This is a genomic window from Variovorax sp. GW821-FHT10B04 (assembly GCF_059415645.1).
Map to the genome: position 1 here is coordinate 64553 of NZ_JBWKNQ010000014.1, position 24019 is coordinate 88571.

26 protein-coding genes are annotated in these 24019 nt (G+C 64.8%); 11 read left to right on the top strand and 15 right to left on the bottom strand.

What is annotated here, in order from left to right:
* Positions 1-415: 415 nt before the first annotated feature.
* Positions 416-874, bottom strand: coding sequence for a GDP-mannose mannosyl hydrolase (locus AC07PZ_RS26945; RefSeq protein ID WP_495298236.1), 459 nt, complete (start codon positions 872-874; stop codon positions 416-418).
* A gap of 163 nt (positions 875-1037) precedes the next feature.
* Between AC07PZ_RS26945 and pyrH the strand changes: the two genes are divergently transcribed.
* From pyrH to AC07PZ_RS26960, 3 genes are all read left to right on the top strand, one after another.
* On the top strand, positions 1038-1760 hold the full coding sequence (pyrH, locus tag AC07PZ_RS26950; RefSeq protein WP_495298237.1) for a UMP kinase: 723 nt from the start codon (positions 1038-1040) through the stop codon (positions 1758-1760).
* Between the two features lie 100 nt (positions 1761-1860).
* The gene (locus tag AC07PZ_RS26955) at positions 1861-3096 is read left to right on the top strand and encodes a hypothetical protein (RefSeq protein ID WP_495298238.1); all 1236 of its coding nucleotides are present in this window, start codon (positions 1861-1863) and stop codon (positions 3094-3096) included.
* Positions 3097-3265: 169 nt separating this feature from the next.
* Complete coding sequence (locus AC07PZ_RS26960; protein WP_495298239.1) at positions 3266-4498, top strand: hypothetical protein; 1233 nt, start codon at positions 3266-3268, stop codon at positions 4496-4498.
* 39 nt (positions 4499-4537) lie between these two features.
* Here the strand turns inward: AC07PZ_RS26960 and AC07PZ_RS26965 are convergent, their stop codons facing one another.
* From AC07PZ_RS26965 to AC07PZ_RS26975, 3 genes are read right to left on the bottom strand one after another with little or no spacing between them, the layout of a single operon-like run.
* Positions 4538-5797: a M48 family metalloprotease gene (locus AC07PZ_RS26965; protein WP_495298240.1), complete on the bottom strand. Its 1260-nt coding sequence runs from the start codon at positions 5795-5797 to the stop codon at positions 4538-4540.
* A 2-nt stretch (positions 5798-5799) separates the two neighbouring features.
* A complete protein-coding gene (locus tag AC07PZ_RS26970; protein WP_495298241.1) occupies positions 5800-6261 on the bottom strand; it encodes a hypothetical protein in 462 nt (153 codons plus the stop codon).
* Positions 6254-7648: a CHASE2 domain-containing protein gene (locus AC07PZ_RS26975; RefSeq protein ID WP_495298242.1), complete on the bottom strand. Its 1395-nt coding sequence runs from the start codon at positions 7646-7648 to the stop codon at positions 6254-6256. Before AC07PZ_RS26975 ends, AC07PZ_RS26970 begins: the two co-directional genes overlap by 8 nt.
* A 282-nt stretch (positions 7649-7930) precedes the next feature.
* Between AC07PZ_RS26975 and AC07PZ_RS26980 the strand changes: the two genes are divergently transcribed.
* The gene (locus AC07PZ_RS26980; protein ID WP_495298243.1) at positions 7931-8203 is read left to right on the top strand and encodes a type II toxin-antitoxin system Phd/YefM family antitoxin; all 273 of its coding nucleotides are present in this window, start codon (positions 7931-7933) and stop codon (positions 8201-8203) included.
* A complete protein-coding gene (locus AC07PZ_RS26985; protein ID WP_495298244.1) occupies positions 8200-8520 on the top strand; it encodes a type II toxin-antitoxin system RelE/ParE family toxin in 321 nt (106 codons plus the stop codon). The genes AC07PZ_RS26980 and AC07PZ_RS26985 overlap by 4 nt, the downstream gene beginning before the upstream one ends.
* A 19-nt stretch (positions 8521-8539) precedes the next feature.
* On the opposite strand, the gene AC07PZ_RS26990 is transcribed toward AC07PZ_RS26985, so the two are convergent.
* From AC07PZ_RS26990 to AC07PZ_RS27010, 5 genes are all read right to left on the bottom strand, one after another.
* Positions 8540-9301, bottom strand: coding sequence for a substrate-binding domain-containing protein (locus AC07PZ_RS26990; RefSeq protein WP_495298245.1), 762 nt, complete (start codon positions 9299-9301; stop codon positions 8540-8542).
* A gap of 63 nt (positions 9302-9364) precedes the next feature.
* Positions 9365-10402 carry a hypothetical protein gene (locus AC07PZ_RS26995; protein WP_495298246.1) on the bottom strand — a complete coding sequence of 346 codons (1038 nt, stop codon included), beginning with the start codon at positions 10400-10402 and terminating at the stop codon, positions 9365-9367.
* 7 nt (positions 10403-10409) lie between these two features.
* Positions 10410-10817, bottom strand: a complete 408-nt coding sequence (locus AC07PZ_RS27000; RefSeq protein WP_495298247.1) for a hypothetical protein — start codon at positions 10815-10817, stop codon at positions 10410-10412.
* 56 nt (positions 10818-10873) lie between these two features.
* A complete protein-coding gene (locus AC07PZ_RS27005) occupies positions 10874-12022 on the bottom strand; it encodes a helix-turn-helix transcriptional regulator (RefSeq protein ID WP_495298248.1) in 1149 nt (382 codons plus the stop codon).
* A gap of 164 nt (positions 12023-12186) precedes the next feature.
* Positions 12187-13203, bottom strand: a complete 1017-nt coding sequence (locus tag AC07PZ_RS27010) for a LysR family transcriptional regulator (RefSeq protein WP_495298249.1) — start codon at positions 13201-13203, stop codon at positions 12187-12189.
* Positions 13204-13299: 96 nt separating this feature from the next.
* Between AC07PZ_RS27010 and aptA the strand changes: the two genes are divergently transcribed.
* A complete protein-coding gene (gene aptA / locus AC07PZ_RS27015; RefSeq protein WP_495298250.1) occupies positions 13300-14652 on the top strand; it encodes an omega-aminotransferase AptA in 1353 nt (450 codons plus the stop codon).
* 30 nt (positions 14653-14682) lie between these two features.
* Here the strand turns inward: aptA and trmB are convergent, their stop codons facing one another.
* From trmB to AC07PZ_RS27035, 4 genes are all read right to left on the bottom strand, one after another.
* Positions 14683-15462, bottom strand: coding sequence for a tRNA (guanosine(46)-N7)-methyltransferase TrmB (gene trmB / locus AC07PZ_RS27020; protein WP_495298251.1), 780 nt, complete (start codon positions 15460-15462; stop codon positions 14683-14685).
* On the bottom strand, positions 15462-16415 hold the full coding sequence (gluQRS, locus tag AC07PZ_RS27025; protein ID WP_495298347.1) for a tRNA glutamyl-Q(34) synthetase GluQRS: 954 nt from the start codon (positions 16413-16415) through the stop codon (positions 15462-15464). Before gluQRS ends, trmB begins: the two co-directional genes overlap by 1 nt.
* Before the next feature lie 35 nt (positions 16416-16450).
* Positions 16451-17449 carry an NAD(P)/FAD-dependent oxidoreductase gene (locus AC07PZ_RS27030; RefSeq protein WP_495298348.1) on the bottom strand — a complete coding sequence of 333 codons (999 nt, stop codon included), beginning with the start codon at positions 17447-17449 and terminating at the stop codon, positions 16451-16453.
* Between the two features lie 166 nt (positions 17450-17615).
* Positions 17616-18569 (bottom strand): LysR family transcriptional regulator, encoded by a 954-nt coding sequence (locus AC07PZ_RS27035; protein WP_495298252.1) that lies wholly within the window; start codon positions 18567-18569, stop codon positions 17616-17618.
* Positions 18570-18713: 144 nt separating this feature from the next.
* Between AC07PZ_RS27035 and AC07PZ_RS27040 the strand changes: the two genes are divergently transcribed.
* The 4 genes from AC07PZ_RS27040 (at position 18714) to AC07PZ_RS27055 (ending at position 21476) form a co-directional block, all read left to right on the top strand.
* Positions 18714-19415, top strand: a complete 702-nt coding sequence (locus tag AC07PZ_RS27040; RefSeq protein WP_495298253.1) for a pirin family protein — start codon at positions 18714-18716, stop codon at positions 19413-19415.
* Positions 19416-19491: 76 nt separating this feature from the next.
* Positions 19492-19929 carry a DoxX family protein gene (locus AC07PZ_RS27045; protein ID WP_495298254.1) on the top strand — a complete coding sequence of 146 codons (438 nt, stop codon included), beginning with the start codon at positions 19492-19494 and terminating at the stop codon, positions 19927-19929.
* 38 nt (positions 19930-19967) lie between these two features.
* The gene (locus tag AC07PZ_RS27050) at positions 19968-20519 is read left to right on the top strand and encodes a flavodoxin family protein (protein WP_495298255.1); all 552 of its coding nucleotides are present in this window, start codon (positions 19968-19970) and stop codon (positions 20517-20519) included.
* 39 nt (positions 20520-20558) lie between these two features.
* Positions 20559-21476: a pirin family protein gene (locus AC07PZ_RS27055; RefSeq protein WP_495298256.1), complete on the top strand. Its 918-nt coding sequence runs from the start codon at positions 20559-20561 to the stop codon at positions 21474-21476.
* An 18-nt stretch (positions 21477-21494) separates the two neighbouring features.
* Here AC07PZ_RS27055 and AC07PZ_RS27060 read toward each other — a convergent pair whose 3' ends face one another.
* Positions 21495-22280, bottom strand: coding sequence for a sulfurtransferase (locus AC07PZ_RS27060; protein WP_495298257.1), 786 nt, complete (start codon positions 22278-22280; stop codon positions 21495-21497).
* A gap of 73 nt (positions 22281-22353) precedes the next feature.
* Positions 22354-22572 (bottom strand): hypothetical protein, encoded by a 219-nt coding sequence (locus tag AC07PZ_RS27065; RefSeq protein WP_495298258.1) that lies wholly within the window; start codon positions 22570-22572, stop codon positions 22354-22356.
* 154 nt (positions 22573-22726) lie between these two features.
* Between AC07PZ_RS27065 and AC07PZ_RS27070 the strand changes: the two genes are divergently transcribed.
* Positions 22727-24013: an Ig domain-containing protein gene (locus tag AC07PZ_RS27070; protein WP_495298259.1), complete on the top strand. Its 1287-nt coding sequence runs from the start codon at positions 22727-22729 to the stop codon at positions 24011-24013.
* The last annotated feature ends 6 nt before the right edge of the window (positions 24014-24019 follow it).

Consider the following 24019-nt stretch of genomic DNA (forward strand, 5'->3'; position numbering starts at 1 on the left):
AGGAGTTTTAGTTCTGGAGTCATCTGTCATAGAGGTAGGAATTACACGCGTTGCTCCGTCGTACTGCTCTCGATGCGGCGCAACGTCTCCTCTATATTGGCACGAAGCGCTTCGTACTCAGATGTTTACGCCGTCAGATCTAATCATGCCAGTGAGCTTTCTCCTGCATGATCGATGGACTACCGATTCACCGATGCCGTGAGGTTGACGATCATCAACAGTTGCTCGACCAGCCTGCGCGGTTCCCCTTTGCGTACGCCACGTTAAGTTCTGGCGTCCGGACTCGTTATCGGTGTGGTCGGTATCACGCCATCGCGCGAAATCTTCTTCCGAACTGCTGTTGGATCGATTGTTCGGAGGCATGTGGCTTCGATTACGTTGAATTGGGGACGTACGCGTATTACCGATAGAGAGGTCAGGCGTAATATGCTCTGGTGTTTGCGTGTACTTCTGGCGCGATAAGCGCTTCAGCGCAATTAACCCACCGGTATGCGTTGTGCTGCGCTTTCGGCAACACCAGCTCACCAGTCTTCACCCGCAACGTGTGCGCCAGCACCACATAGTGCGTCCCGACATCGGTCGCCCCCGTGAAGTCTTCCTCATAAATGTGGTCGTAGAGTCCTTGAAACTCCGCGTCCTTGAGACTGAAGGGCGTTCCCAGCTCGACGAGCGTCAGTCTCTCGAAGGCATCCGCCAGCGTCTCGTTCTTCAGCACCCGCCCACCCGGTACAAACCAGAAGCCCTTCGCAGGCGGGTTGACGCGCATACCCACCAGCAGTTCGTCATGCTCATTGCGCACGAGCAGGTCGATGGCGACCAGCGGCGTCAGCGCCACCACTTGCTTGAACTCACTGCTGCTCAATCGTTGGACCATGTCGAGGTGCTTCCTTCTTCCTATGACTTCGTTGAATGATTGCTTCGCACCGTTGCAACTAAGGTGCCATGTCACAAACAGTGACTGTAAACACGACTTCATCGATTGCCCGCGATGATCGGTACAAGAACTGTTTCTTGTTTTGTGATCAAGGGAGGAATCCATGAGTCTGGAACGTCCAGCGCTGAAGCGCGTCCTAGTCAAGCTGTCGGGTGAGGCCCTGATGGGAGACGACGCCTTCGGCATCAACCGCGCCACCATCGTTCGCATGGTGGGCGAGGTGGCCGAGGTGGTGAACATGGGCGTGCAGGTCGCCGTGGTGATCGGCGGGGGCAACATCTTCCGCGGCGTCGCGGGCGGCTCCGTCGGCATGGACCGCGCCACCGCCGACTACATGGGCATGCTGGCCACCGTGATGAACTCCCTGGCCCTGGCCGATGCCATGGACAAGCAGGGCCTCATCGCCCGCGTGATGTCCGCCATCGCCATCGAGCAGGTGGTCGAGCCCTACGTGCGGCCCAAGGCGCTGCAGTACCTCGAAGAAGGCAAGGTCGTGATCTTCGCGGCCGGTACGGGCAACCCCTTCTTCACGACCGACACGGCCGCTGCGCTGCGGGGAGCCGAGATCGGTGCGGAGCTGGTGCTCAAGGCAACGAAGGTCGACGGCGTGTACACCGCCGACCCGCAAAAGGACCCGAGCGCCACGCGCTACGCCTCTTTGTCGTTCGACGAGGCGATCGGGAAGAACCTCGGCATCATGGACGCGACGGCCTTTGCGCTGTGCCGCGACCAGAAGCTGCCGATCAAGGTGTTCTCCATCCTCAAGAACGGCGCCCTCAAGCGCGTCGTCATGGGGGAGGACGAAGGCACGCTCGTGCATGCCTGAACGCCCATCCCCGCCATACCTCGTTCCTGTGATGCGATAGAGGGCCAAGCTCTCCAGAATCGCGGCGCTTTCCACGTGCCGCACCTTCTCTGGAGTTCTCATGTTTCATCCCCGCCGGGCGCTGAGGCCCTTGTTCCTCGCGCTGCTGTTGGGCGTCGGCGCGGCGAGCGCGTCGACCACCAGCGACTTGTTGCGGATGAGCGAGCAGCTCGATCAGCTCGACCAGGCCGACTTTCAGGCGGCGCTGGACAGTGCCAACCAATGCCGGCGCGTGCGCGACTTTGCCTGCAGCGACAAGCAGCTGCGCGCCGCGCGGAAGTTCGCGAGCAATGCGCGCGCCAAGGCGTCGCTCGCAGCAGCCGAGGCCGAACTCGTCGCCGAGAAGAAGCGGGCCGATGACGAGGCCCGCGCGCTGGCCCGCCGTGAGCGCGAGCTGGAAGAGGCCGAGGAGCGGTTGAAGGCGCAGGAGCTCGCCGCGCAACGCGACGCCGAGCGCGCCGAATCGCAGGCGGATTCGGGCATGAGCACGGCCGAGGGCGTGGCGCTGTTCGGCAGCTTGCTGAACCAATCGCTGGCGGCGCAGTCGGCGGCCCGCGCGGCCGACAACGCGCGCGTCCGGCAGTTCGATCAGCAGCGCGCCCAGGTGGCGGCCAGCGTGGCGCGCGACCAGCAGCGTTTTGCACGGGAACGCGAAGACATCGCCCGGCAGCGCGCCGAGTTCGATCGGCAGCGCGCAGAAGCACAGTCGGCCGCGCGCTTGCGCGATCAGCAGCAGCAGGACGCGGCACGGCGTCAGCGGGAGCGTGCAGAAGCACAGCAAGTCGCCGACAGGCAGCGCGCGCGTGCGGAGGCCGACGAGCTGGCCGAGAAGCAGCAACGCGACCGCGCACGCGAAGACGCGCTGCGCCGAAGCCCGCCACCGGTGGCGTCGGTCGTCGCCAGCGGCGCGACCAAATCGGCGGCCAATGCCGACGGTGCCGAGGCTGGCACCGGCAAAGGGGTGCTGACCGCCAACACCGGCCGCAGCGCGGTGGCCTGCGTCACGGCCACGCGCGAGGGCAACGACATCGCCTTTCAGAACAACTGCGCCGGACAGATCTTCGTGGTGTGGTGCGGCGACCTGAAGTACTCCAAGCAGCGCTGCGGCGACGGCCCGGCCGGCAACAGCTACTACACCCATTCGACCAATGTGGACCCCGGCGAGAAACGCTACGCACGCGGCGTGGGCGACTACCGCTTTGCCGCGTGCGAGGGCGGTATCGCCTTCGGCAAGGACGAGATCAGGGACCAGCCCGACGGCACCTTCGTCTGCGTGCCGAGGTATCGGCGTGGTTAGCGCATTGCGCGAGGTCACGGAGGCCAGGAAGCTCAACGGGCCGGGGGAGAAATTCAATCAATCTACGAGGTCATCGATGAAGAAAGTCCGGTTGGGTCGGGGGCAGGGTCTTGGCGGTCTGTCGAATCTTGGAGGTTTCGAAGGCCTGGGAGGCTTGGGAGGCTTGGGTGTGGCCGTTCTCCTGCTCCTGCCGGTTGCCGCGTCTCACGCGCAGATCAAGGACCCGGCGGTCGTGCGCGTGGTGTGCGTCGACGACAGCGCGGGCGCGGAAATCTCGGTGAATGAGGTGTTCAAGGGCGACTGTCCGCTGGACATTCCCGTGAGCGCCGGGACCGTCAAGCTGCGTGCGTTCAAGAAGATCGACGAGTCGCGTGAAAGCGTGTTCGAGACGGAGTTCCGGATGGCGGGCGGCACGGTCAAGCGGGTCGAGGTCGAGCTCGGTGCGCCTCGCCTCAATGCCGCGGCGGCCAAGCGGGACGAGGAGGCGCGGCGCAAGCAGGAAGACGAGCGCAAGCAGGCCGCCGAGGCGCGCGCACGCGAGGCCGCTGCCGAGCTTGCCACCTTGCGGCTCAAGGCGACGGCGGGCGATGCCGATGCGATGTTGACGTTGGCGGAGACCATCGAAGCCGGGCAGGGCGAGCCGACCGACGAGCGCGCGGCCTTCTGGTATTCGAAGGCGGCCGCGGCGGGCAATGCCTACGCCAGCTTCGTCACCAGCGATTACTACCCCAGGGCCAAGGTGTCTGCGCAGTATTCCGCGAACGCGTTGCGCGAGATCCTGAAGCGCCCGACCCGCGGCGGCGAGCGGGCCGTGTCGGCGGTGGGCACGGACGCCATCCGGCAACTGGTGGCGACCGACCCCTTCTTCGCCATGACCGGGCAGGGCCAGACCGGCTATCGAATCGCTGCCAATGACGATGTCATGCACGACCGCACGTGCACGGCTGCGGGCCGCAACTTTCAGTTCGACGGCAACATCAACGTCAAGAATCCGGGCATCGGCAGCAGAGACCACACGGTGAAGGGCGAGGCCGCACTCGGCGGGCTGCTCTTCATCCACTGGAAATCCAACCGGCTCTTCGAGTCGCGCGAAGTGGTCGCGACGCAGGTCGACCGGCTGTGGGGCCAGCCTTTCCCGCTGAACCCGGCCGAGCGCTTCGGCCTTTCCTTCACCGTGCATGACCGCAGCGACGCCTGGGATGTCAACCAGACGACGTCGTACGTGCTGATGTGCGGCGTCGACAAGACCCGCGCCGGCCAGCTTCCACGCTCGAAACCGGTGCTTTGCCTGGTCAGTTCGGGCGGCAAGCCGGTCGGCCTGTTCAACACCAGCGTGAGCGACGACACCGGCTGCGCGGCGCGTGGGTTTCGGGATGGGGAGATCAGGGGGCTGGCGTATTAGGTTCGGGTGTCCGGCCGGGGTCGGACCTGGTATCGGACTTCATTTCTTGTCGTCTTTCTTGGCCGGCGCAACGGATTTCCTGATGGGCTGAGTTGTAGGCTTTTTCGCCTGCTCTTTGGGCAATCGCTCGCGCACTTCGGCGTACATCATGTCCAGGTTCTTGATGCGTTCGGCGTCCGTGGGATGGCTGTCCATCGGCTGGGCAACCATTTCGAGCATGTCCCCCAGCGATTGCTTGTCCATGTTGACCGTCTTGTTTCGGTCGATCGGAGGCTTGGCGCCCGTCTTGCCGTCATCGGGGGCAGGGGCTGCGGACTCGCGCAGTTCGGTGTCGATCTTCAGCGAGGTCTTGAATTCCGTGATGGACGTGAGGACCTTGCTATCGTCGTTGTAGCCCTTCTTGATGATGCGGACGGCACATGCGTCTGCCTGCAGTTCCTGGCCGCTGTAATGCCGCGCAAAAACGATCTTTCCAGCCATCGCCACCCGCATGATGGCCAATCCCTTGTCCTGCGGTTGCCGGATCATGGCGATCATGTCGGGCACGCTGCCCGTCATGCTGACGGCGTCGATCAGCCGGGCCTGCAGCAACCGGGTTTCGTGGCGCTGCAAGACGTGCGAGATTTCATGGCCGAGTGCGAAGAATGCCTTGGACTTCGATTTCTCGTCCTTGAACAGATCCTGGTCGAAGTAGACGATGCCGCCCGCCAGCGCCTTTGCATTGCCGCCATCACGTGCAAGCACGTAGATCGTGAACTTGTAGTCGTAGGGTTCGTCGATCGTGGCCAGCACCTGCTGGAGCATCCTGTCTGCTTCCGGATAGATCTTTCTTCCGTTGCGGCTGTCGCGTTCCAGGATGTCGGTCTTGAACTTCTCATGGTCCATTTCACCCAGCATGACTTCGGTCGACATGGGAAGCCAGTTCGTCGTCTTGGCAATGAGCTTCACCGTCTCGATGTATTGCTGCCGGCCCTTGGTGAATTGGCTGGCCGATGGAAAGCCCGTGCCGCCGAGCATCGATTGAATGCTGAGGCCGATCTGCGTGGTGGCTTGATCGGCCAAGTCGTTGAAGCTCGTTTCCAGGTCGTAGGGCTTCACCAAGCGCTCGCACTTGGGGTCGAAACTGCCGCTGGCCAGCGTGTCTACACGCTTGCCGATCTTGATCGTGTCGGGCTTGTCGGTCTTGCTGCCTGTCGCCGCCCCGGACGAAAGCATCGAGTCCGGCAATTTCGTGCCGGTCTCACCGCAAGCCGCCAGCAGAACGGCAGAGCACAGAAAAAGCGCTGTCGCGGACTTCATGCTCATTGGCCTTGAAGCTGTTCGACGATCAGGTCGCGTGCCCTGTACTCGCCGAAGTCGTCGAGGGTTGCGGCCTTGATGACTTGGAGCCGAATGGGGTTGGTTTCACCGGATGACGCTTCGCGGAAGGCCTTCGCGAACTCCGGGTCACGGTCCAGCCGCTGGATGTCGCCGGCCGCGGCACCTCTGTCGAGTGGCTTGGGCGCAGTCAGGTCGCGTCCGCCTGCCTTGGTGCGGCGCGACAGCATGGCCAGCACACGGGTAAAGGACGCGCATTGACCCGAGAAGGCCTGACTGACCGCCTGCATCATTTCGGCACTCGCCCTGAGTTCCTTGATCGTGTCGAGCGTGTCGCAGGCCTTTTTGGCCGACTGCGCCGATGCGGCGACGTGCAGCATCGAGAGCGTGATACCTGCCATCAAGAGGCTGGCGCGGGTGCGTGCAGATTTCATGGGCTTATCCAAACATCAAATCAAAAAAAACGTACCCGACGACGGCAGTGCCGACGAGACAAGGCAGGGCGCCGACGATTGCCATGCCGCAGCTCTTCGAGGTTTTCCAGGTCGCCGCGATGCGGGACGCAAGGGGCTTGGCTGATCCGTGGTGCGCCTGCGGCTCGTGCGCCGTGTGCGATGAGTGCGACTCGTGTGCTTGTCCATGGAGCAGGTGCTGCGCAACGGAAACGCTGCCGAGCACGAGACCTTCGAGCGCGACGCCGACGGCCATGGGAACAGGGCTGACCCAGATGCCCCATTTGGCGAAGACGAACCAGGCAAGCACTGCGAGCGCGGTCGTCATGACGAAGAGGCCGGCCAGCATGCCGACGAGGAACACGTATGCAGTTGACGGATCAACGCTTTTGACCACCCCTATTCGCCGCCGGAAATAGGCGTTCCAGCCCCAGTGCACCAACCATGGGAAGGCGAACGTCCCCAGCCCGATGTCGATCGCAAAGCCGATCCAATGTGGGTGATGCTTGCGGGCTTCGATCGCCATGGCCGCATGTACCGTGATCCCCGGTTGCAGCCCCAGCGGTGTCAGAAATTCGTCGTCCTGACTGAAGCTCGAGCCCAGGAAGACCATGCGGATCGGCGCGCAGTCCGGTGCGTCTTTGGCCAGGCACTTGTCGTCCAGATCGAGCGGCTCGCCGCGCATGTACAGGCGCTGCAGATTGGTGAAGACGATGGGTTGCCAGCTCGGCCCATGATGTTCGGCCTGCGAATCCATGATGCCGCAGTGCGTCCGATACACCGATTCCGGCTTTGGGGGAATCTGCCTTTCGCAAAGCTGGCGCGCGATGAGATCGGCAAAGGGCTCGGCAAAGGGTTCCGCTGGGTGCGAATGATCTTCCGGCTCGACGGTGTGCCCGCGCACCAGCCCGTACTGATTTTCGATGTCGGCGTTCCCGAACTTGACCTTGGCCATGGTTTTGAACCAGCCGTCGTGCGCCAAAACGTCGCTCGGTCGCGCGATCGACACGATTCGCTCCGCATGGGTCTTGAGCAGTTCGTCCAGCTTGCTCTGGCAGTCGTCGTCGTGCTCGCTCTTCCGGTAGGTGGGCGACAGAAAGAGGTCGATCGCAATGGTGTGAATGCGCTCATTGGCGAGAAGCCGGCCCAGGTCATTCGCCAGCATGCAGCGATCGAGTGGCGACGTTCCTTGGTACTTGTCGCGGTACCGCTTCGTGTCGATATTCACGATCGCCAGTTCGTTGAGCGGATCGGGCAATGGGTGCTCGTGCCTCACACGTGCCGCCAGGTTGTCCGCCAGACCTGAGGCCGGAAGCTCGAGAGGCATGAGGTAGCCCTGCAGCAGATGCACCACGCTGGCCACCACGAGTGCCGTAACCATGCGGCTGAGCCATTCGTCTTGTCGTTGTAGCCAAGGCGGGCAGCGCTTCAGCAATGCCTGGCCAATGCGTGTGCACAACACGTTCTTTTCCTTCTGCGTCGGTGTGTGACTTTTTTAACAGTCGGTAACCGATGTCGCATCGCACATTCGGGGGATGTGCAGCGGGTGAAAGAGCGGCACATGCGTGCCCGGGGCACCACTCTGCAATCGTGTTCTCGGAGGAGGGAGGGCCAAATTCAGTCCACAATTGGTCTTTTACGTGCACCCATCCAGGACGAAGCCATGAAGTTCTCCACTCAGGTCAAGCCCATCAGCTATCTCAAGAGTCACGCTGCAGAAATCGTGAAGGAGATTTCCGAGAGCCGCGAGCCGATGCTGATCACCCAGAACGGTGAAGCCAAGTTGGTGGTGATGGACGTCCGTTCCTATGAAGCGCATGAAGAGACGCTCTCCTTGCTGAAGCTCTTGGCGCTGGGCAACCGTGAGATCGAACAAGGGCAGTTCCGCAGTGCGGATGACGTCTTCGCCGAGCTGGACGGCGAAGACTCGCAATGAAAGTTGTTTTTCTTCGTTCCGCCGAAGCCGACTTGAAGAACCTGAAGCGCTACATCGTCGACAACTTTGGGCGAGAAGCATGGCTCGGCAGCTACGGAAAGCTCAAGGCATCGGTTGCGATGATTCAAGAGCAGCCGCAGATTGGCAGAGTTCCGCCAGAGCTCGAAAGTCTCAACATTGCTCAGTACCGGCAGGTGCTGTCAGGCATGAACCGAATCATCTATGAGGTACGAGGCGATACCGCCTACATCCACATCGTCTGCGACATGCGGCGCGATCTTCAGGGCCTGTTGATGCAGCGGATCGTGAGTGCCTGACGGCGCCCCGGCGCGAAAGTCACCGCGCAGGCGTCATCCCCTTCACCGCCAACGTCTCCGCCGCCCCCGGCCCGGTCAGCGCCGCCAGAAACTCCCGCGCCGCCGCCGCGTGCGCGCTGTCGCCGGCCACGGCGCCCGCATAGGTCGTGTAGTTCTGCACCGGCTCGGGCAGGGCGCCGACCAGCTCCGCGCCTTTCACGGGCAGGATCTCGCTGATCTGGTGCACGGCCAGGTCGGCTTCGCCGGTCACCAGCCGTTCGGCGACCAGGCCGCCGGGGACCAGCACGGCCTTGGCATGCACCGCGTCGGCGATGCCCATGCGCTGGAACAGCCCGTCGAGGTAGATACCGCTGGAGCCGCCCGACGCCGGGTCGATGTAGGCGACCTTGCGTGCGGCAAGCAGTGCGTCCTTGAACTGGTCGACGGTGTCGATCTTCGGGTGCGTGGCGCCGGCCTTCACGGCCACGCCGATCGCCACCCGTGCCAGCGGCGTCACGCTGTCGCGCGCGACGCGGCCTTGCGCGGCCAGCGGCTGCAGCGCGCCGGGCGTGAGCACGAGCACGTCGAAGGTCTCGCCGTCCGCAACGCGCCTGGCGAGCGCGCCGGCCGTGTCGTTCTGCACGTCGACCTTGTGGCCGGTGCGCGCCTCGAAGGCCGGTACGAAGGCGACGACCACCTGTTTGAAGGCGCCGGCGGTCAAGACTTTGATGGTGTCGGCTTGGGCCGCCGTCGTGGCCAGGGCGACGGCGGTGGCGAGAACGCGAACGAAGAGGTGGTTCATGAGGTCGGGCAGTGGTTGTCTGCCGATTCTTGACCAGGAACCTGTGGCCGGGGCAGTGGCCAGCTACTTGCTGGCTTGCGATGCGCAAGCTGCGAGCATCTGCTTCAGGAGTGCTGTGTCTTCGGTGGTTTTGTGGAGGTTTCCGGCCGTGCCATAGCACGTCACGAGGCCCAAGCCGCGGTAGTACTCCGCCAATCCATTGGCCAAGAACTGCGAAGCGACGCCGGTTGAAAAGACTTTGCCCAATTCGATTCCGGCGGCAATCCCGTTCGTGTTGTTGTTTGTACGAGTCGAACTTTCGAACCTGCCATACACCGAATAAGCGTCTGTCCGGGCAACTACATTTCCGAGCGTCGCATTGGCCGCGGCTGCCTTGGGTTTCAGCTTGTCGACTTCCGGCGCGGCTGCGACTTTTGCCGCTGAGGTCTTTTCATAATCAGTCGTGGCCAAATTGATCGCCGCAGCCAGACCATTCAATTCGGCCAATTCGGCAGGCTGGAGCTTTTCCTTGTCGATCGCGTTTTGCTTCTCGAGTGAATCGTTCAAGGTGGTGATCTCGAGAGGAGTAAGCGGTCCCGCGGCTTTTTTCTGCTGAAGATCGTTGATCGTGGCAGCGAGGGTCGGATTTGCGTCCACCTTGGCTTGGGCAGATTTTTGGCGTGTCTGCAATTCGAGTTGTCGGCTTTGCAATGCGGCAATTCGACGCTTGGCGGCGTCTTCCGCATCCCTCAACGCGTTGAGCTTGTCGAGTTCGACGTTGTATTTTCTGAGCGCCTCTTTCGCTTCCTCCTCGTTCGGCCCCGAAGACGAAGTGCCGTTGCTGCCGAAAGATCCTCTGATAGGAAGCAGCTTGTACATCTCTTCGGTGCAACTCGCGCTCAGGTTTTTGTCGCACTGCTTTGCAACCGCAACCGGTACATACGCTGCATCGACCTGTTTGTACCCAACCGACACAGAAACGCCGGGCGTTTCTGTGGACGTTGCGGACACATCGATACCCACCGCGATCTTGGACGCATAAACCAGCGGTGCTTGCTGCAAGGGTGCACACCCGATGACCAACAGTGTGAGCGCTACGGAAATCCATATTGTTTTCTTCATATCTTTCCTATGGTTTGACGACGCAGATTTGAGAAATACTCTCCCCGCTTTTTTTTAGAATATTGATGAGTTCCTGGACTTGTCCCGGATTGTCAGGAAGCACGATGATTCGGCAGTCGTCCCCGGCGTCTCCAAGATAGACGCGCGATTCCTTGAGCCAGCCAATGGTCAATTCGCCGGAGCGCGAGAAAATTCCGAAGCCGCTGTCGACGACCAACAGCGGATGCGTGTTCAATGCAAGAGTTTGTGTGCCAAGAATGCCGGTGGCGGTAGCGGTTTTATCCTGGGTGGAAATCGTGGTGCTTACGCAGCCAGAAATTCCCAGGCTGATGATCGTCAATAAAGCCAGTTGAAGCCGAATATGCAGTACCGCCGCATGAATTCGTTTGACTCGATCAGTGACATTTGGATGCATGACCGATTGAACGGTCTGCGCTGACGCTGCGCATCACACGATTGGGGTACGCACCCTCACGCCACGCTGGCAAGGCTCAACAGCAGGCGGGTCAGGTCGGCGCGGCTGTCGCAGCCCGTCTTGGCATAGACGTTCTTGAGCTGGGTACGCACGGTGTGCGGGCTCAGGCCCAACTGGCCGGCGGCCTGCTCGAGCTTGTCGGTGCCGAGCGCGTGGACACAGCGGATCTCGGCGGGCGTCAGGCCGTAGAGGCGCTGGAGCACCTCCGGATTGGGTTGCGTCTGGCGGTGCTCCTGGGTGATGAACACGATGGTGCGGGCGCTGCCTTCCAGCGCACCGAAGCGGCTGGTTTCCGGCAGGCGCGATATCTGGAGGAGGTAAGCGCCGCCGCTGCTCTCGGGCGCGCGAAGGACTTCCGAGAAGTGCGACACCCTGCCGACGCCGCCACTGCCCAGCGTCGTGCGAAGCGCCGCCATCCACTTGCGCTGGCTGGCCGGGTCGCGCATCTGCAGGTTGCGGTCGACGCAGGTCATGGCGTTGCTGCGGCGCCAGATCTGTTCGGCCTCGAGGTTGGACTGCACGACACGCCCGGCCGTGTCCAGCAGGACCACGCCGAAGCTCAAGGCGTCCAACGCGGCGGCGGTCGACGCCACCATGAGGTCGGCCGCGCGCAGCCGGAACATCACGCCGAGCGCGCGCGACAGGTGCGGCAGCAGCAGCCGCATCCGCTCGCGGGAGATTTCGTCGAAGCCGGTGTCTTCGGGGCCGCGATAGAAGCAGCAGCCCACCCAGGGCATGGCGCCGTCGGCGGGCGCCATGACGATGCTGGCGAGCAGCCAGGCGATCTCCATGCGCGACAGGTGTTCCCGGTAGTAGTCCGACGCCAGCAGTTCACGGCGTGTCGACAGGTCGCTGTCGAGAATCACGGAGCCTTCGAAGTTGAGCCTGCGTTCCAGGGTGCGAGCGGTCCAGAAGTCCTCGCCGACATGGCGCGAATTCCAGATGTCCATTTCTTCCGCGCTGACGCCGTGCGAATAGAAGAAGCCGCCCGAGCTGAAGTTGGCGCTGGGCGTGAACATCAGCGCGCGTCTGGCGTCGAGCCATTCGGCGGCGGAGGCCAGCACCTCGGGCCAGAGCCAGGGCTCGAGGGCGGCTTGATAGACACGATCGATGAGAGCGCTGTATTCGCGGTCAGGCGTTGTCATGAAAGGCAGAAATGAAATCGAAGGGCTCGCGACAACGGTAGGGGTTGTTGCGTTCGATTACAGCGTAGGTCGTCTGCACTCGACCCTAAACGTTTGGCCGGGCTGCCACATTTCTCCTAAGTTTGCGTGTTGGCGAGACGCGGGCTGTCGACGTCCGCAGGGGCTCAAGCCGCTGCATGCGCCTGCGCCAGGCACTCCGCCAGCAACTGCGTCGCCCGCGACGGCCTCGGCGATTTGCGCGTCAGCCGCACGAAGCGGCATTCGTAGCGGAAGCGCGCCGGGGCGACGGCCTGCATCAGCCCGCGGCGCTCGAAGCTTTCTGCATAGTGGTCGGGCAGAAAGCCGAGGAAGCTGCCCGACAGGATCAGCGTCGCGATCGCTTCCTGGTCGAAGGCCGTGGCCTTGCGTGGCAACTGCTTGCGGTGGCTCAGGTCCATGTTGGGCGAGTGGTCGCCGAGGCCGGCGAAGTCGTGGCTGCGCAGCGTTTCCCAGGTCAGGCCTCGGTGGCTGGCGCCGAACAGCGGATGCTGGCGACCGCAATAGAGCAGCATGGTCTCGCCGAACAGCGGTGCGTAGTCCAGGCTTTGCGAGCTTCGATGCGCGGGGATGATGCCCAGGTGAAAGCTGCCGTCGATCACGCCGCGTTCGATGGTGTTGAGCGACGCCACATGCATGCTCAGCGCGACCGCCGGCGCGCGTGCGCGAAAGAGCGCGATCGCATCGCCGATGCGCGCCTGCGGGTTGCTCGCGGTCTTGTCGAACACGGCCAGTTCGATCTGGCCGCCCATGCGGCTGTGGATGTCGTCGATGCTGCTGCGGAACGCGTCGACCGAGGCCAGCAGCCGCAGCGTTTCGTCGTAGACGCGCTGGCCCTCCGCCGTCAGCGCGAAGCCGGCCCGGCCGCGCCGGCACAGCACGAGGCCGAGCCGCGTTTCCAGGTCCTTCACATGGCGGCTGACGGTGGACGTGCCGATGTTCAGTTCCAGCTCGGCGGCCGCCATGCCGCCGCAGTCGGCCACGCTCTTGAACACGCGCAGCAGGCGCAGGTCCATGTCGCTGAGCTGGCCGAGCAGGGCGCGGTTCTTGGGTGTGGCGTCGCCAGAGAGGGGCGAGGTGGTCGAGCCGGCGGCGGCGGTCGGGGCTGGCTTGGTGCTTGCTTGCATGATCCGGCAAGTGAACATTGATATTGCACCATTTGTACCACTGAGCGGTGCGCCAACAATCGCACTGTTTTCCATCTTCCCAACCTACGGAGCCCGCCGCGCGCGGTGTTCGTCATGACCGTTCTGTCTGCCCAAACCCCTCCCGCCTCGGTGCGCACGGATGCCGCCTGGCTCGACGCGCATTGGCTGCCCTACACCGCCAACCGCAGCTTCAAGAAAGATCCGCGGATCATCGTGGAAGGCAAGGGCGCCTACTTCACCGACGTCGATGGCCGCAAGATCTTCGACGGCCTGTCGGGCCTGTGGTGCTCGGGCCTCGGCCACGGCCGCCCTGAAATCACCGAAGCGGTGAGCCGCCAGATCGCCAAGCTCGACTTCTCGCCCGGCTTCCAGTTCAGCCATCCGGCGTCCTTCGAACTGGCGAACCGCATCAAGGAACTGACGCCCGCCGGCCTCGACTACGTGTTCTTCACCGATTCGGGTTCCGAAGCGGCCGACACCTCGCTGAAGATGGCGCGCGCCTACTGGCGCACCAAGGGCCAGGCCGGCAAGACCCGCCTGATCGGCCGCGAAAAGGGCTACCACGGCGTGAACTACGGCGGCGTGTCGGTCGGCGGCATCAACGCCAACCGCAAGCTGTTCGGCCAGGGCATCGAAGCCGACCATCTGCCGCACACGCAACTGGCCGGCAACGCCTTCAGCCGCGGCATGCCGGAGAACGGTGCCGACCTGGCCGACCGCCTGCTGGACATCATCGCGCTGCACGACGCGTCGACCATCGCCGCCGTGATCGTCGAGCCCTTCTCGGGTTCGGCCGGCGTCGTGGTACCGCCGCAGGGTTACCTGAAGCGCCTGCGAGACATCTGCACCGCCAACAACATCCTGCTGATCTTCGACGAGGTCATCACCGCCTTCGGCCGTTGCGGCGCCATGACCGGTTCGGACGCCTTCGGCGTGGTGCCGGACATCATGAACATCGCCAAGCAGGTGACCAACGGCACGCAGCCGATGGGCGCCTGCATCGCGAAGAAGGAGATCTACGACACGTTCATGGACGCCGGCGGCCCGGACTACATGATCGAGTTTCCGCATGGCTACACCTACTCGGCACACCCGGTGGCGTGCGCGGCCGGCATCGCTGCACTCGACGTGCTGGTGAAGGAAGACATGCCGGCGCGCGTGGCTGCGCTGACGCCGTATTTCGAGAACGCCGTGCACAGCCTGAAGGGCGCCAAGCACGTGCTCGACATTCGCAACTTCGGCTTGGCCGCCGGCCTGACGATCGCGCCGCTGCCGGGCGAGCCCGCACGCCGTCCGTACGACATCGCCATCGCCTGCTGGAAGAAGGGCTTCTACGTGCGCTTCGGCGGCGACACGATCCAGCTGGCACCGCCGTTCATCTCGGAGAAGGCCGAGATCGACCGTTTGATCAGCGCGCTGGGCGACGCACTGACTGAAACGGCTTGATCTTGAAGGCCGCTTGCGGCCTTCAAGCCATCAGACCCTCGTGAAGACGAGGTCCCAGACACCGTGGCCCAGCTTCAGGCCACGGTTCTCGAATTTGGTGAGCGGACGGTAGGCCGGCTTGGGCGCGTAGCCGCCGCTGTCGGCATGTGCGGTGTTGCGCAGCAGGTGCTCGTGCGCCAGTACTTCCAGAATCTGTTCCGCGTACGGCTGCCAGTCGGTCGCGCAATGGATGTAGCCGCCCGGCGCGAGCCGTTCCGCCAGCTTGCGCACCAGCGGTGACTGCAGCAGGCGGCGCTTGTGGTGGCGCTTCTTGTGCCACGGGTCCGGAAAGAACACGTGCACGCCGGCCAGCACGCCCTTAGGCAGCATGTGGTCGAGCACGTCGACCGCGTCGTGCGCCACGATGCGGATGTTGCCGATGCCTTCTTCGCCGCAGCGCTTCAGCAACTTGCCGACGCCGGGCTCATGCACTTCGCAGCACAGGAAATTGATGTCGGGCAGCAGCTTGGCAATGTGTGCCGTCGCTTCACCCATGCCGAAGCCGATCTCCAGCACGGTGGGCGCCTCGCGGCCAAAGGCGGCGGCCAGGTCGAGCGGTTCGGCGCGATAGGGCAGCAGGAACTGCGGGCCGAAGTCCTGGTAGGCCTTGGCCTGGCCTTCGGTGGTGCGGCCGCCACGCTTGACGAAGCTCTTGAGACGACGGTGCAGCGGATGCGGCAACGCCTCCGCAATGGGCTCGGCGGCGGGCTGCGTGGTGTCGGGCACAGCGGCAGGCACAGCGGAAATGGGGGCGTTGGAAGGAAGGTTCATCACGGCGGCGGATTGTAGAGATCGCGCCACCGCGGCACCCAGCCGGCGAGCGCGCTGCCGATGTCGGCCGCATCGCCCGGTGGCAGCCCGAGCACGCCGGCCGCGGCCTGCAGCGCGGCCAGTGCGGCGGCCGGCGTCGCGGTGTCGATCGACGCGGCGCCGTTCTGTTTCGACAGCTTGTGGCCGTCCGCACCGCGCACCAGTGGCGTGTGCAGGTAGCGCGGTTGTTCGAAGCCGAGCGCGCGCTGCAGCAGGATCTGGCGTGCCGTGTTGTCCGCCAGGTCTTCGCCGCGCACGACGTCGGTCACGCCCTGGTCGGCATCGTCGACGACCACCGCGAGCTGGTAGGCCCAGGGGCCGTCGGCGCGCTTCAGCACGAAGTCGCCGACCTCGGCCGCCACGTCCTGCCGTTGCTCGCCGAGGCGTCGGTCGTTCCAGCGCAGCGGATGGTCGGCGGAGGTCGAGAAGGCGTCCACCGCGAAGCGCCAGGCACGTGCGGGACGGCCTTGCAGGCCACAGCGGCAGGTGCCGGGATAGACGCGTTCGCCATGGCGCTGGTGCGTGATGCCGCGCTGCGCGAGCGCTTCGTCGATGTCCTTGCGCGAGCAGGCGCAGGGGTAGGCCAGTCCATGGGCGATCAGCCCGTCCAGCACCTGCTGGTAGCGCACATGGCGCTGGGTCTGCCAGATCGGCGGCAGGTCGGGCATGAGCCCGCAGGCGGTGAGCTGCGCCAGGATGTGCGCTCCCATGCCGGGCAGGCAGCGCTCGGTGTCGGCGTCCTCGATGCGCACCAGCCAGCATGCCTGCGGGCCGCGCGAGCGGACGTCGAGCCAGCTGGCCAGCGCCGCGACCAGCGAGCCCGCGTGCAGCGGGCCGGTGGGCGAGGGCGCAAAACGGCCGACGTGGCGGACGTGGCGGACGTGGCCGGCGGTGCCGACAGGGCCGACCGGCACCGCAGCCGGTGCCGCGCGCGGATCGGCGGCTGCGCTCACATCACGTGCAGCGCGAGCGACAGGCCCGAGAGGAAGGCGTCTTCCACGCGATGGCCCATGCACCAGTCGCCGGCCACGCCGATGCGCGCCTTGGCGTCCCACAGATGCGGTTTGCCGAGCGGTACCTGCGTCTGCGCTTCGGGCCAGCAGCGCGCGCGGACATACGACGGCGTCGCGTGGATGCCGGTGATCTCCGCGAAGGCGCGCAGCAGCTTGGCCTCGACGCGCGCAGCGCCGTCGCGCAGATGCTCCTGCGACCAGGCCGGGCTGGCTTGCAGCGTCCAGCGCTCGATCGTCTCGCGGCCGGGCTTGGACGATTCGCGCGCGAGCCAGGCCACGCGGTGGTGCGTGCTGCGCGCGGCATTCCACTGCGGCCCGAGGTGCGGCAGCGTCGGCTGGCTGGCCTGTGGGAAGGCGATCATCAGCGTCCAGCACGGCGAGGCCTGCACCTTGGCGATACCGCGTGCCAGCGGCGCCGCGACCTTGCTGCGTTCCAGCAGCAGCCGTGCACAGGCCGGTGGCACGGCCAGCAACACGGCATCGAAGCTCGAGTACACATGGCTCTCGCCGCCTTCGCCTTCGGCGCGCAGTTGCCATTGCGCGCGATGCAGCGCGTCGGGCTCGATCCGCACGATCCGGTTGCCGGTCACGAGCCGCTCACCCAGCGGCGCCGCCCAGTGCGCAACCAGCGCGCCCATCGACGGTTGTGCGACCCAGTGCGATTCGAGTGTCGGCAGCGCCGCCTCGGCCACGCGGCCATGCGCGTCGAGCACGCGCACGAGGTTGGCGCTCCAGCGGCGGCACAGGCCGGGCACGGTCTCGAGCGCGCGGGTGAAACGCTCGTCACGCACGGTGAAGTACTGCGCGCCGGCGTCGAAGCTGCCGAAGGATGTCGATTCGCTGACCATGCGGCCACCGGCCGTGGCTTCGGACTCGAAGACGGTGACCTGATGGCCGGCCTGCATCAGCGTGCGCGCTGCGGCGACGCCGGCCATGCCGGCACCGATGACGGCGAAACGGCGGGCGGTGAAGGCGGGGGAGGCTTTGGAGGAGGTGTTGCTGGAGGAACGGTCGGCTGCAAGCGAGGTGCTCATGACGGGTCTCTTTCTTTTCGGTAACGAGAGGTGGCAACGCTGTCGACTCTAACCCGTCATCGGCATGTCATCGTCCTCGATGGCGGGTCAGCAGCGCTTGCCGCGTGCCCTCGTGCTCGAACTGCGCGAGCCACCATTCGAGCGCGCGCCCGGGGCTGCCTGCCGTGCGCACACGCCAGGCGCAATGCAGCTGGCCGACCGGGCGTACGCGTTCGAGCGTGAGCTGGACCAGGTGGCCGGCCTCGATGTACGGCCGCGCCATCGGCTCTGGCAGGAAGCCGCCGCCCAGGCCGTGCAGTTGCGCGGCCAGCTTGCTCTGCATGGTCGGCACGGTGAGCACGTCCTGCCCGCCGACCAGGTTCACCGTCATGCTCGGCCCGGCGCGCGCCGAGTCGGCCGCGGCCACCGCACGGTGGCGGCGCAGCATGTCGTCGCTGATGGGGCCGCTCTGCCGCGCCAGCGGATGGTTCGGCGACACCGCGTAGACGAAGTGCAGCTCACCCAGCGGCCGGCTGCGGATGCCGGTCGCGGTGAAGGCGAGGCTGGCCGCGTCGAGCACCGCGCCGATGGCCAGGTCGGCCTCGCCGCTGGCCAGCGCCTCGATCGTGCCGAGCAGTGTTTCGTCGCGCAGCTTGAGGCGGGTCGGCGGCTCCAGCGCATAGAACGCGCCGACCAGGTCGAGCACGGGGTCGCGCGCGATCACGCCGTCGACCGCGACCGTCAGCAGCGGCTCCCAGCCGGTTGCGACGCGTTTCACCCGGTTGGCGACCGCTTCGACATCGGCCAGCAGCCGTGTCGCCTCGCGCATCAGTTCGGCGCCGGCGCCGGTGAGCTTGGCCTGGCGCGAACTGCGGTCGAACAGCAGCACGTCGAGCGCGTCCTCGATCTGCCGCACACGGTAGCTGAGCGCACTCGGCACCAGCCCGAGCGCGCGGGCGGCACCGGCAAAGCTGCCGCTGCTGACCACGGTCTGCAGCATGGAGAGCGCCTCGGGCGTGAGGACGTCGCGGGCGTTGGACAAGGCGATCCCCTTCGATCAAAAAATTTGAATGATGCCATCAAACCTGGACCGTTGTCCGAGCCGGCTATCGTCCTAAAGTTACACACATCGCAGCACATACGGTGCTGCCATCGAAGGCTCCCAGGAGCCACAAGGAGTTCAACAATGTTGACGATTCGCAAATCCCAGGACCGTGGCTACGCCGACCACGGCTGGCTCAAGTCCTTCCACAGTTTCTCGTTCGCCGGCTACTACGATCCGGCCCACATGGGCTTCGGCAACCTGCGCGTGATCAACGAAGACCGCGTGGCGGGCGGTGCCGGCTTCGGCACCCACGGCCACAAGGACATGGAAATCATCAGCTACGTGCTGTCGGGCGAGCTGGCGCACAAGGACAGCATGGGCAACGTCGAGAGCATTCCGCCGGGCGACGTGCAGCGCATGAGCGCCGGCAACGGCGTGATGCACAGCGAGTTCAACCACAAGACCGACAGCACGACGCACTTTCTGCAGATCTGGATCCAGCCGAACGTGCGCGGTATCGAGCCGAGCTACGAGCAGAAGAATTTCGGTGCGGCCGAGAAGCGCGGCAAGCTGCGCCTGGTCGCCTCGCCCGAAGGCACCGATGGTTCGGTGACGGTGCACGCCGATGCGCGCTTGTACGCCGGGCTGCTCGACGGTGAAGAGAAGGCCGAACTGGCGCTCGACCCGGCCCGCAAGAGCTACGTGCACCTGATCCGCGGCGAGCTGGAGGTCAACGGCAAGAAGCTGGTGACCGGCGATGCCGCCATGCTGCAAGGCGAGCCGCAGCTGTCGCTGGCCGGCGGCAAGGACGCCGAAGTGCTGGTGTTCGACCTGGCCGATTGATTCCCGCCGGGGCAGGCGACTGCCCCGGTGATTTCCCCCCGCTGTCTCTCCAATTTTTCAACCGAGGAGTTTTCCCATGGCAACCATTACCGCATCCGGCACGTCCGGCATCTCGACCAACTCGACCCAGGACGTCATCGCCCTGGTAGGCCGCATCCTCGCGGCCTACCTGTTCATCCCGGCCGGCTTCGGCAAGATCATGGGTTTCGCCGGCACCGTGGGCTACATCAGCTCGGTCGGCCTGCCGCTGCCGGAAGTCGGCGCGATCATCGCGATCATCGTGGAGCTGGGCTTCGGCATCGCGCTGCTGCTGGGCTTCAAGACCCGCATCACGGCGATCGTGCTGGCCGTGTTCACCGTGGCCACCGCGCTGTTCTTCCACAAGTACTGGTCGGCTCCGGACGCGATGAAGATGATGCAGACGATCAACTTCAACAAGAACATCGCGATCGCTGGCGGCCTTCTGGCCTTTGCGGCCTTCGGCGCTGGTCGCATCAGTATCGACAAGCGCTGATACAACCCCGTCACTCATTTTTCAAACAGAGAAACAACATGTCCATCGCAGTCGTCTATCACTCCGGCTACGGCCATACCCAGCGTGTTGCGCAAATCGTGGCTGAAGGCGCTGGCGCCGAGCTGATCGCTATCGACGCCGAGGGCAATCTGCCCGAAGGCGCATGGGAAACGCTGAACGCCGCCAAGGCCATCATCTTCGGCACGCCGACCTACATGGGCGGCGCGAGCTGGCAGTTCAAGAAGTTCGCGGATGCCTCGTCCAAGGCCTGGTTCACCCGCGCCTGGCAAGACAAGGTGTTCGGCGGCTTCACCAACAGCGCCAGCCTGAACGGCGACAAGCAAGTCACGCTGCAATACCTCCAGACGCTGGCTTCGCAGCACGGCGGCCTCTGGGTCAGCCTGGGCCTGCCGCCCACCAACACCAAGGCCGCCACGCGCAACGACGTGAACAACCTCGGCGGTTCGGTCGGCCTGCTGGTGCAGTCGCCGTCGGACGCCAGCGTCACGGAGATTCCGCAGGGTGACCTCGACACCGCGAAGCTCTACGGCGCTCGTGTCGCATCGATCGCAGCTAAGCTCCAAGGCTGATCCAACCCCAATGCGCGGCTTCGGGCCGCGCCCCCCACCATGAACGACCTGCTCATCCTCACCCCGCATGACAAGGATCTCGGCGGTGGCTTCAAGGTCCGGCGCCTGCTGCCGGCCGCGAAGCGTCGTTCGGTGGGGCCTTTCGTCTTCTTCGATCATTTCGGCCCGGCCACGGAACGGCCCGGCGAACAGCACGATGTGCGTCCGCATCCGCACATCGGCCTGGCCACGGTCACCTACCTGTTCGAGGGCGCGATGATGCATCGCGACAGTCTCGGCAGCGTGCAGGAGATCCAGCCCGGCGCCATCAACTGGATGACCGCAGGCCGCGGCATCGTGCATTCCGAACGCAAGCCCGAGCGGCTGTTCGACGAGACCTTCACCAACCACGGGCTGCAGCTCTGGGCAGCGTTGCCGCAGGCCTTCGAGGAAGTCGAGCCGAGCTTCGCGCACACGCCGGCCGCGGCGATTCCCGAGGTCGACGAGCAAGGCGTGCGCGTGCGGGTGCTGATCGGCGAGGCCTTCGGCGCCGTGTCGCCGGTCAGGACCTTCGCGCCGACGCTGTACCTCGACATCGCACTCGTGGCTGGCGCGCAGTTTCAACTTCCCGCCCTGGCGTCCGAGATGGCGCTCTACACCGTGGACGGTGCGCTGTCGGTCGACGGCACCGACGTGGCCGCGCATGCAATGGTCTTGCTGCCCGATGGCCAGGGTGCCACGTTGACGGCACAGGCCGACATGCGCCTGATGGTGATCGGCGGCGACCCGCTCGACGGGCCGCGCTACATCACCTGGAACTTCGTATCGAGCCGGCGCGAACGCATCCTGCAGGCCGGTGACGACTGGGCGGCGCAGCGCATGGGCCACGTGCCGGGCGAAACCGAATTCATCCCGCTGCCGGGGCACCCGTTCCAGGTGCAGTCGCCGACGCCGGACACGGGCACCACGCCAGCCTGAGCCGGCTCCGGCGGGCTTTCAGGCCTTCCGGTCGAAGTCCGGGTCTTCGGACTTGCGTGCGCTGGCGTCGTTGGCGCTGGCGCTCAGGTCCGGCGCCAGCGTGCGGCGGCCGTCGAACACGAAGCAGTCGCCGTGGTAGTGCGCGCCGCCGACCTGCTCGAAATACTTGAGGATGCCGCCTTCGAGCTGCAGCACGTTCTCGACGCCGGCTTCGCGCATCAGGATCGCTGCCTTCTCGCAGCGGATGCCGCCGGTGCAGAAGCTCACGATCGTCTTGCCGGCGAGGTCGTCGCGATGGTCGAGCAGCGCCTGCGGGAATTCGGTGAACTTGGTGATGCGCCAATCGATCGCGTTGTCGAAGGTGCCGTGGTCGACCTCGAAGTCGTTGCGCGTGTCGAGCAGTGCGATCGCCTTGCCGGCGTCGTCATGGCCCTGGTCGAGCCAGCGTTTCAGCGTGGGGGCGTCGACGCCCGGCGCGCGGCCCGCGGCGGGCTGGATCGCCGGATGGTCCATGCGGATGATCTCTCGCTTGACCTTGACCAGCATGCGCCGGAAGGGCTGCGCGTCGGACCAGCTTTCCTTGGTCTCGAGCGCGGCGAAGCGCGGGTCGGCATGCAGGTCGGCGACGAAGCCGCGCACGGCATCGGCGGCGCCGGCGAGGAAGAGATTGATGCCCTCGGTGGCCAGCAGGATCGTGCCGCGGAGTTCGCGGGCGAGTGCGTTGGCCAGAAGCGATTCGCGCAGCACGGGCGCGTCGTCGATCGGGGTGAAAAGATAGGCGGCGATGTTGAGGGTCTGAGGCACGGCGCGGATTGTAGAAGCGCCCACATCGCACCAAGGGAAGATGGGCGGAATGCGTGGCTTGTGATCGCGCCAGCTAGCTCAGGTCCGTACCGCCGGCGTCGAGCGAAGGCGGGCGCGTCAGGTCGTCATCGATTCCCATGACCTCGCTGGCGCGTTCCAGCGCCTGCCAGAGTGGGGCGGGCATCTTCATGATTTCCTCAGACGAACTGGCGCGATCGATCCAGGCGCCGATCTGGTGATGCTGGTCGGACGTGAGAAGGTCCAGGTTCAGCATCTCGTCGATTGTCTTCATCTTGTTTAGGTGGGGTGGTTTCATTGCCATTCAACGATGCATGCAAAGCACTTGCTGCCGTCTTGATATGAACGCATGTTTCGGGCCGTAACTCAATGTTACGATCGAAGTGCGGGACTCCTCTCGCAGCCATGCTGAATCGACAGGCATCCATGTGGATTTCCTGCGTGGTTTCATCAAGAAAATCGAGGGCAACGAAATGTGGGTTGGGGCGAGGGTTGGAGCGAAGTTGTGGTCGTGTGTGGTGCTGATTGCTGCATTGGCGGGCTGTGGTGGCGGAGGCAGTGGGGGCAGTGGGGGCTCGGGAGGTTCTGGTGACGGCGGGACGTTGCAGGTCTCCGTTTCCCTCGGGGCGGATCTGTATCTCTTCAGGCAGTCGAGTGTGCGTGCATCCATTACCGGCCTCGAAGGCCGCACGCCGAATTGCACGCTGAAGTCGGGCCAACTTCCTTTGGGGATGTCGCTCAATGGGGACTGCTCGGTCACCGGAATGCCGAAAGAAATGGGCGTGTTCCGATTCGTCGTGGATTTCAGCGCATCCAATGTCGCGAACCATCTCGACGTGTATGCGGGCGTGACCGTGTTCGGCCCGACGACGATCTATTCGCTTCCGGACAGCCGGATCGTCATCGGTGAGCCGGTCGACTGGCCGACGCTCAACAACTTCTGGACGCCGAGCACACAGGACACGGTGACCTACAGCCTGATTGAAGGCTCGCTGCCGCCGGGCCTCGCGCTGGACGTGCAGACCGGCAGGATTCACGGCCTGGCGACGACCGAGGGTGCGTACCGCTTCGGGGTGGGCGTCACCGTGTCGTCGCCGTTCGGCACAGCCCAGCGCTCGACCGAGCTGCCGATGCTGGTCAATGTCGGCGGGCTCGACCTGCGTTATGGCGCGAATGGCGATTTCGGCAGCTTTGCCGGGTTCCCGATACGTTCGTCCGTGGTTGGGCTGCAGCCGGGCGCCAGCTACACCTTTGCCTGGGATGGCGCGCAGCCGCCGCCGGTCGGGCTCGATCTCGACGCGGCGACCGGCACGGTGACTGGCACCCCGACGACGCTGTACAACGACGTGGCGTACCGCGTGCTGGTGACCGTGCGCAGCCAGGGCCAGGAGGTCCACGGTTCGTTGATCTACAGGCTGGGCATCAGTTCGCCGGTTTGGGTCAGCTACGACTGCAACGGAAAGGTCGGGGTGCCGTTGCAATGCCAGCCACACTTCTATCCGAACAATGGTCTGAACATCGACGGCGCGAGCTACCGTTTTGCACTGGCTGACGGCTACCTCCCGGGAACCATCGCGCTGGACCCGCTGACGGGCGCTTTCACCGGCGTATGGGACGCTCACTTCAGCCAGACCGAACGCCTGACGGTGACGGTCACCATCAACGGGGCAACTTTCGACATCCCGGTCGACGCGCATGTGCTGGTGACCTACTGATCCTGT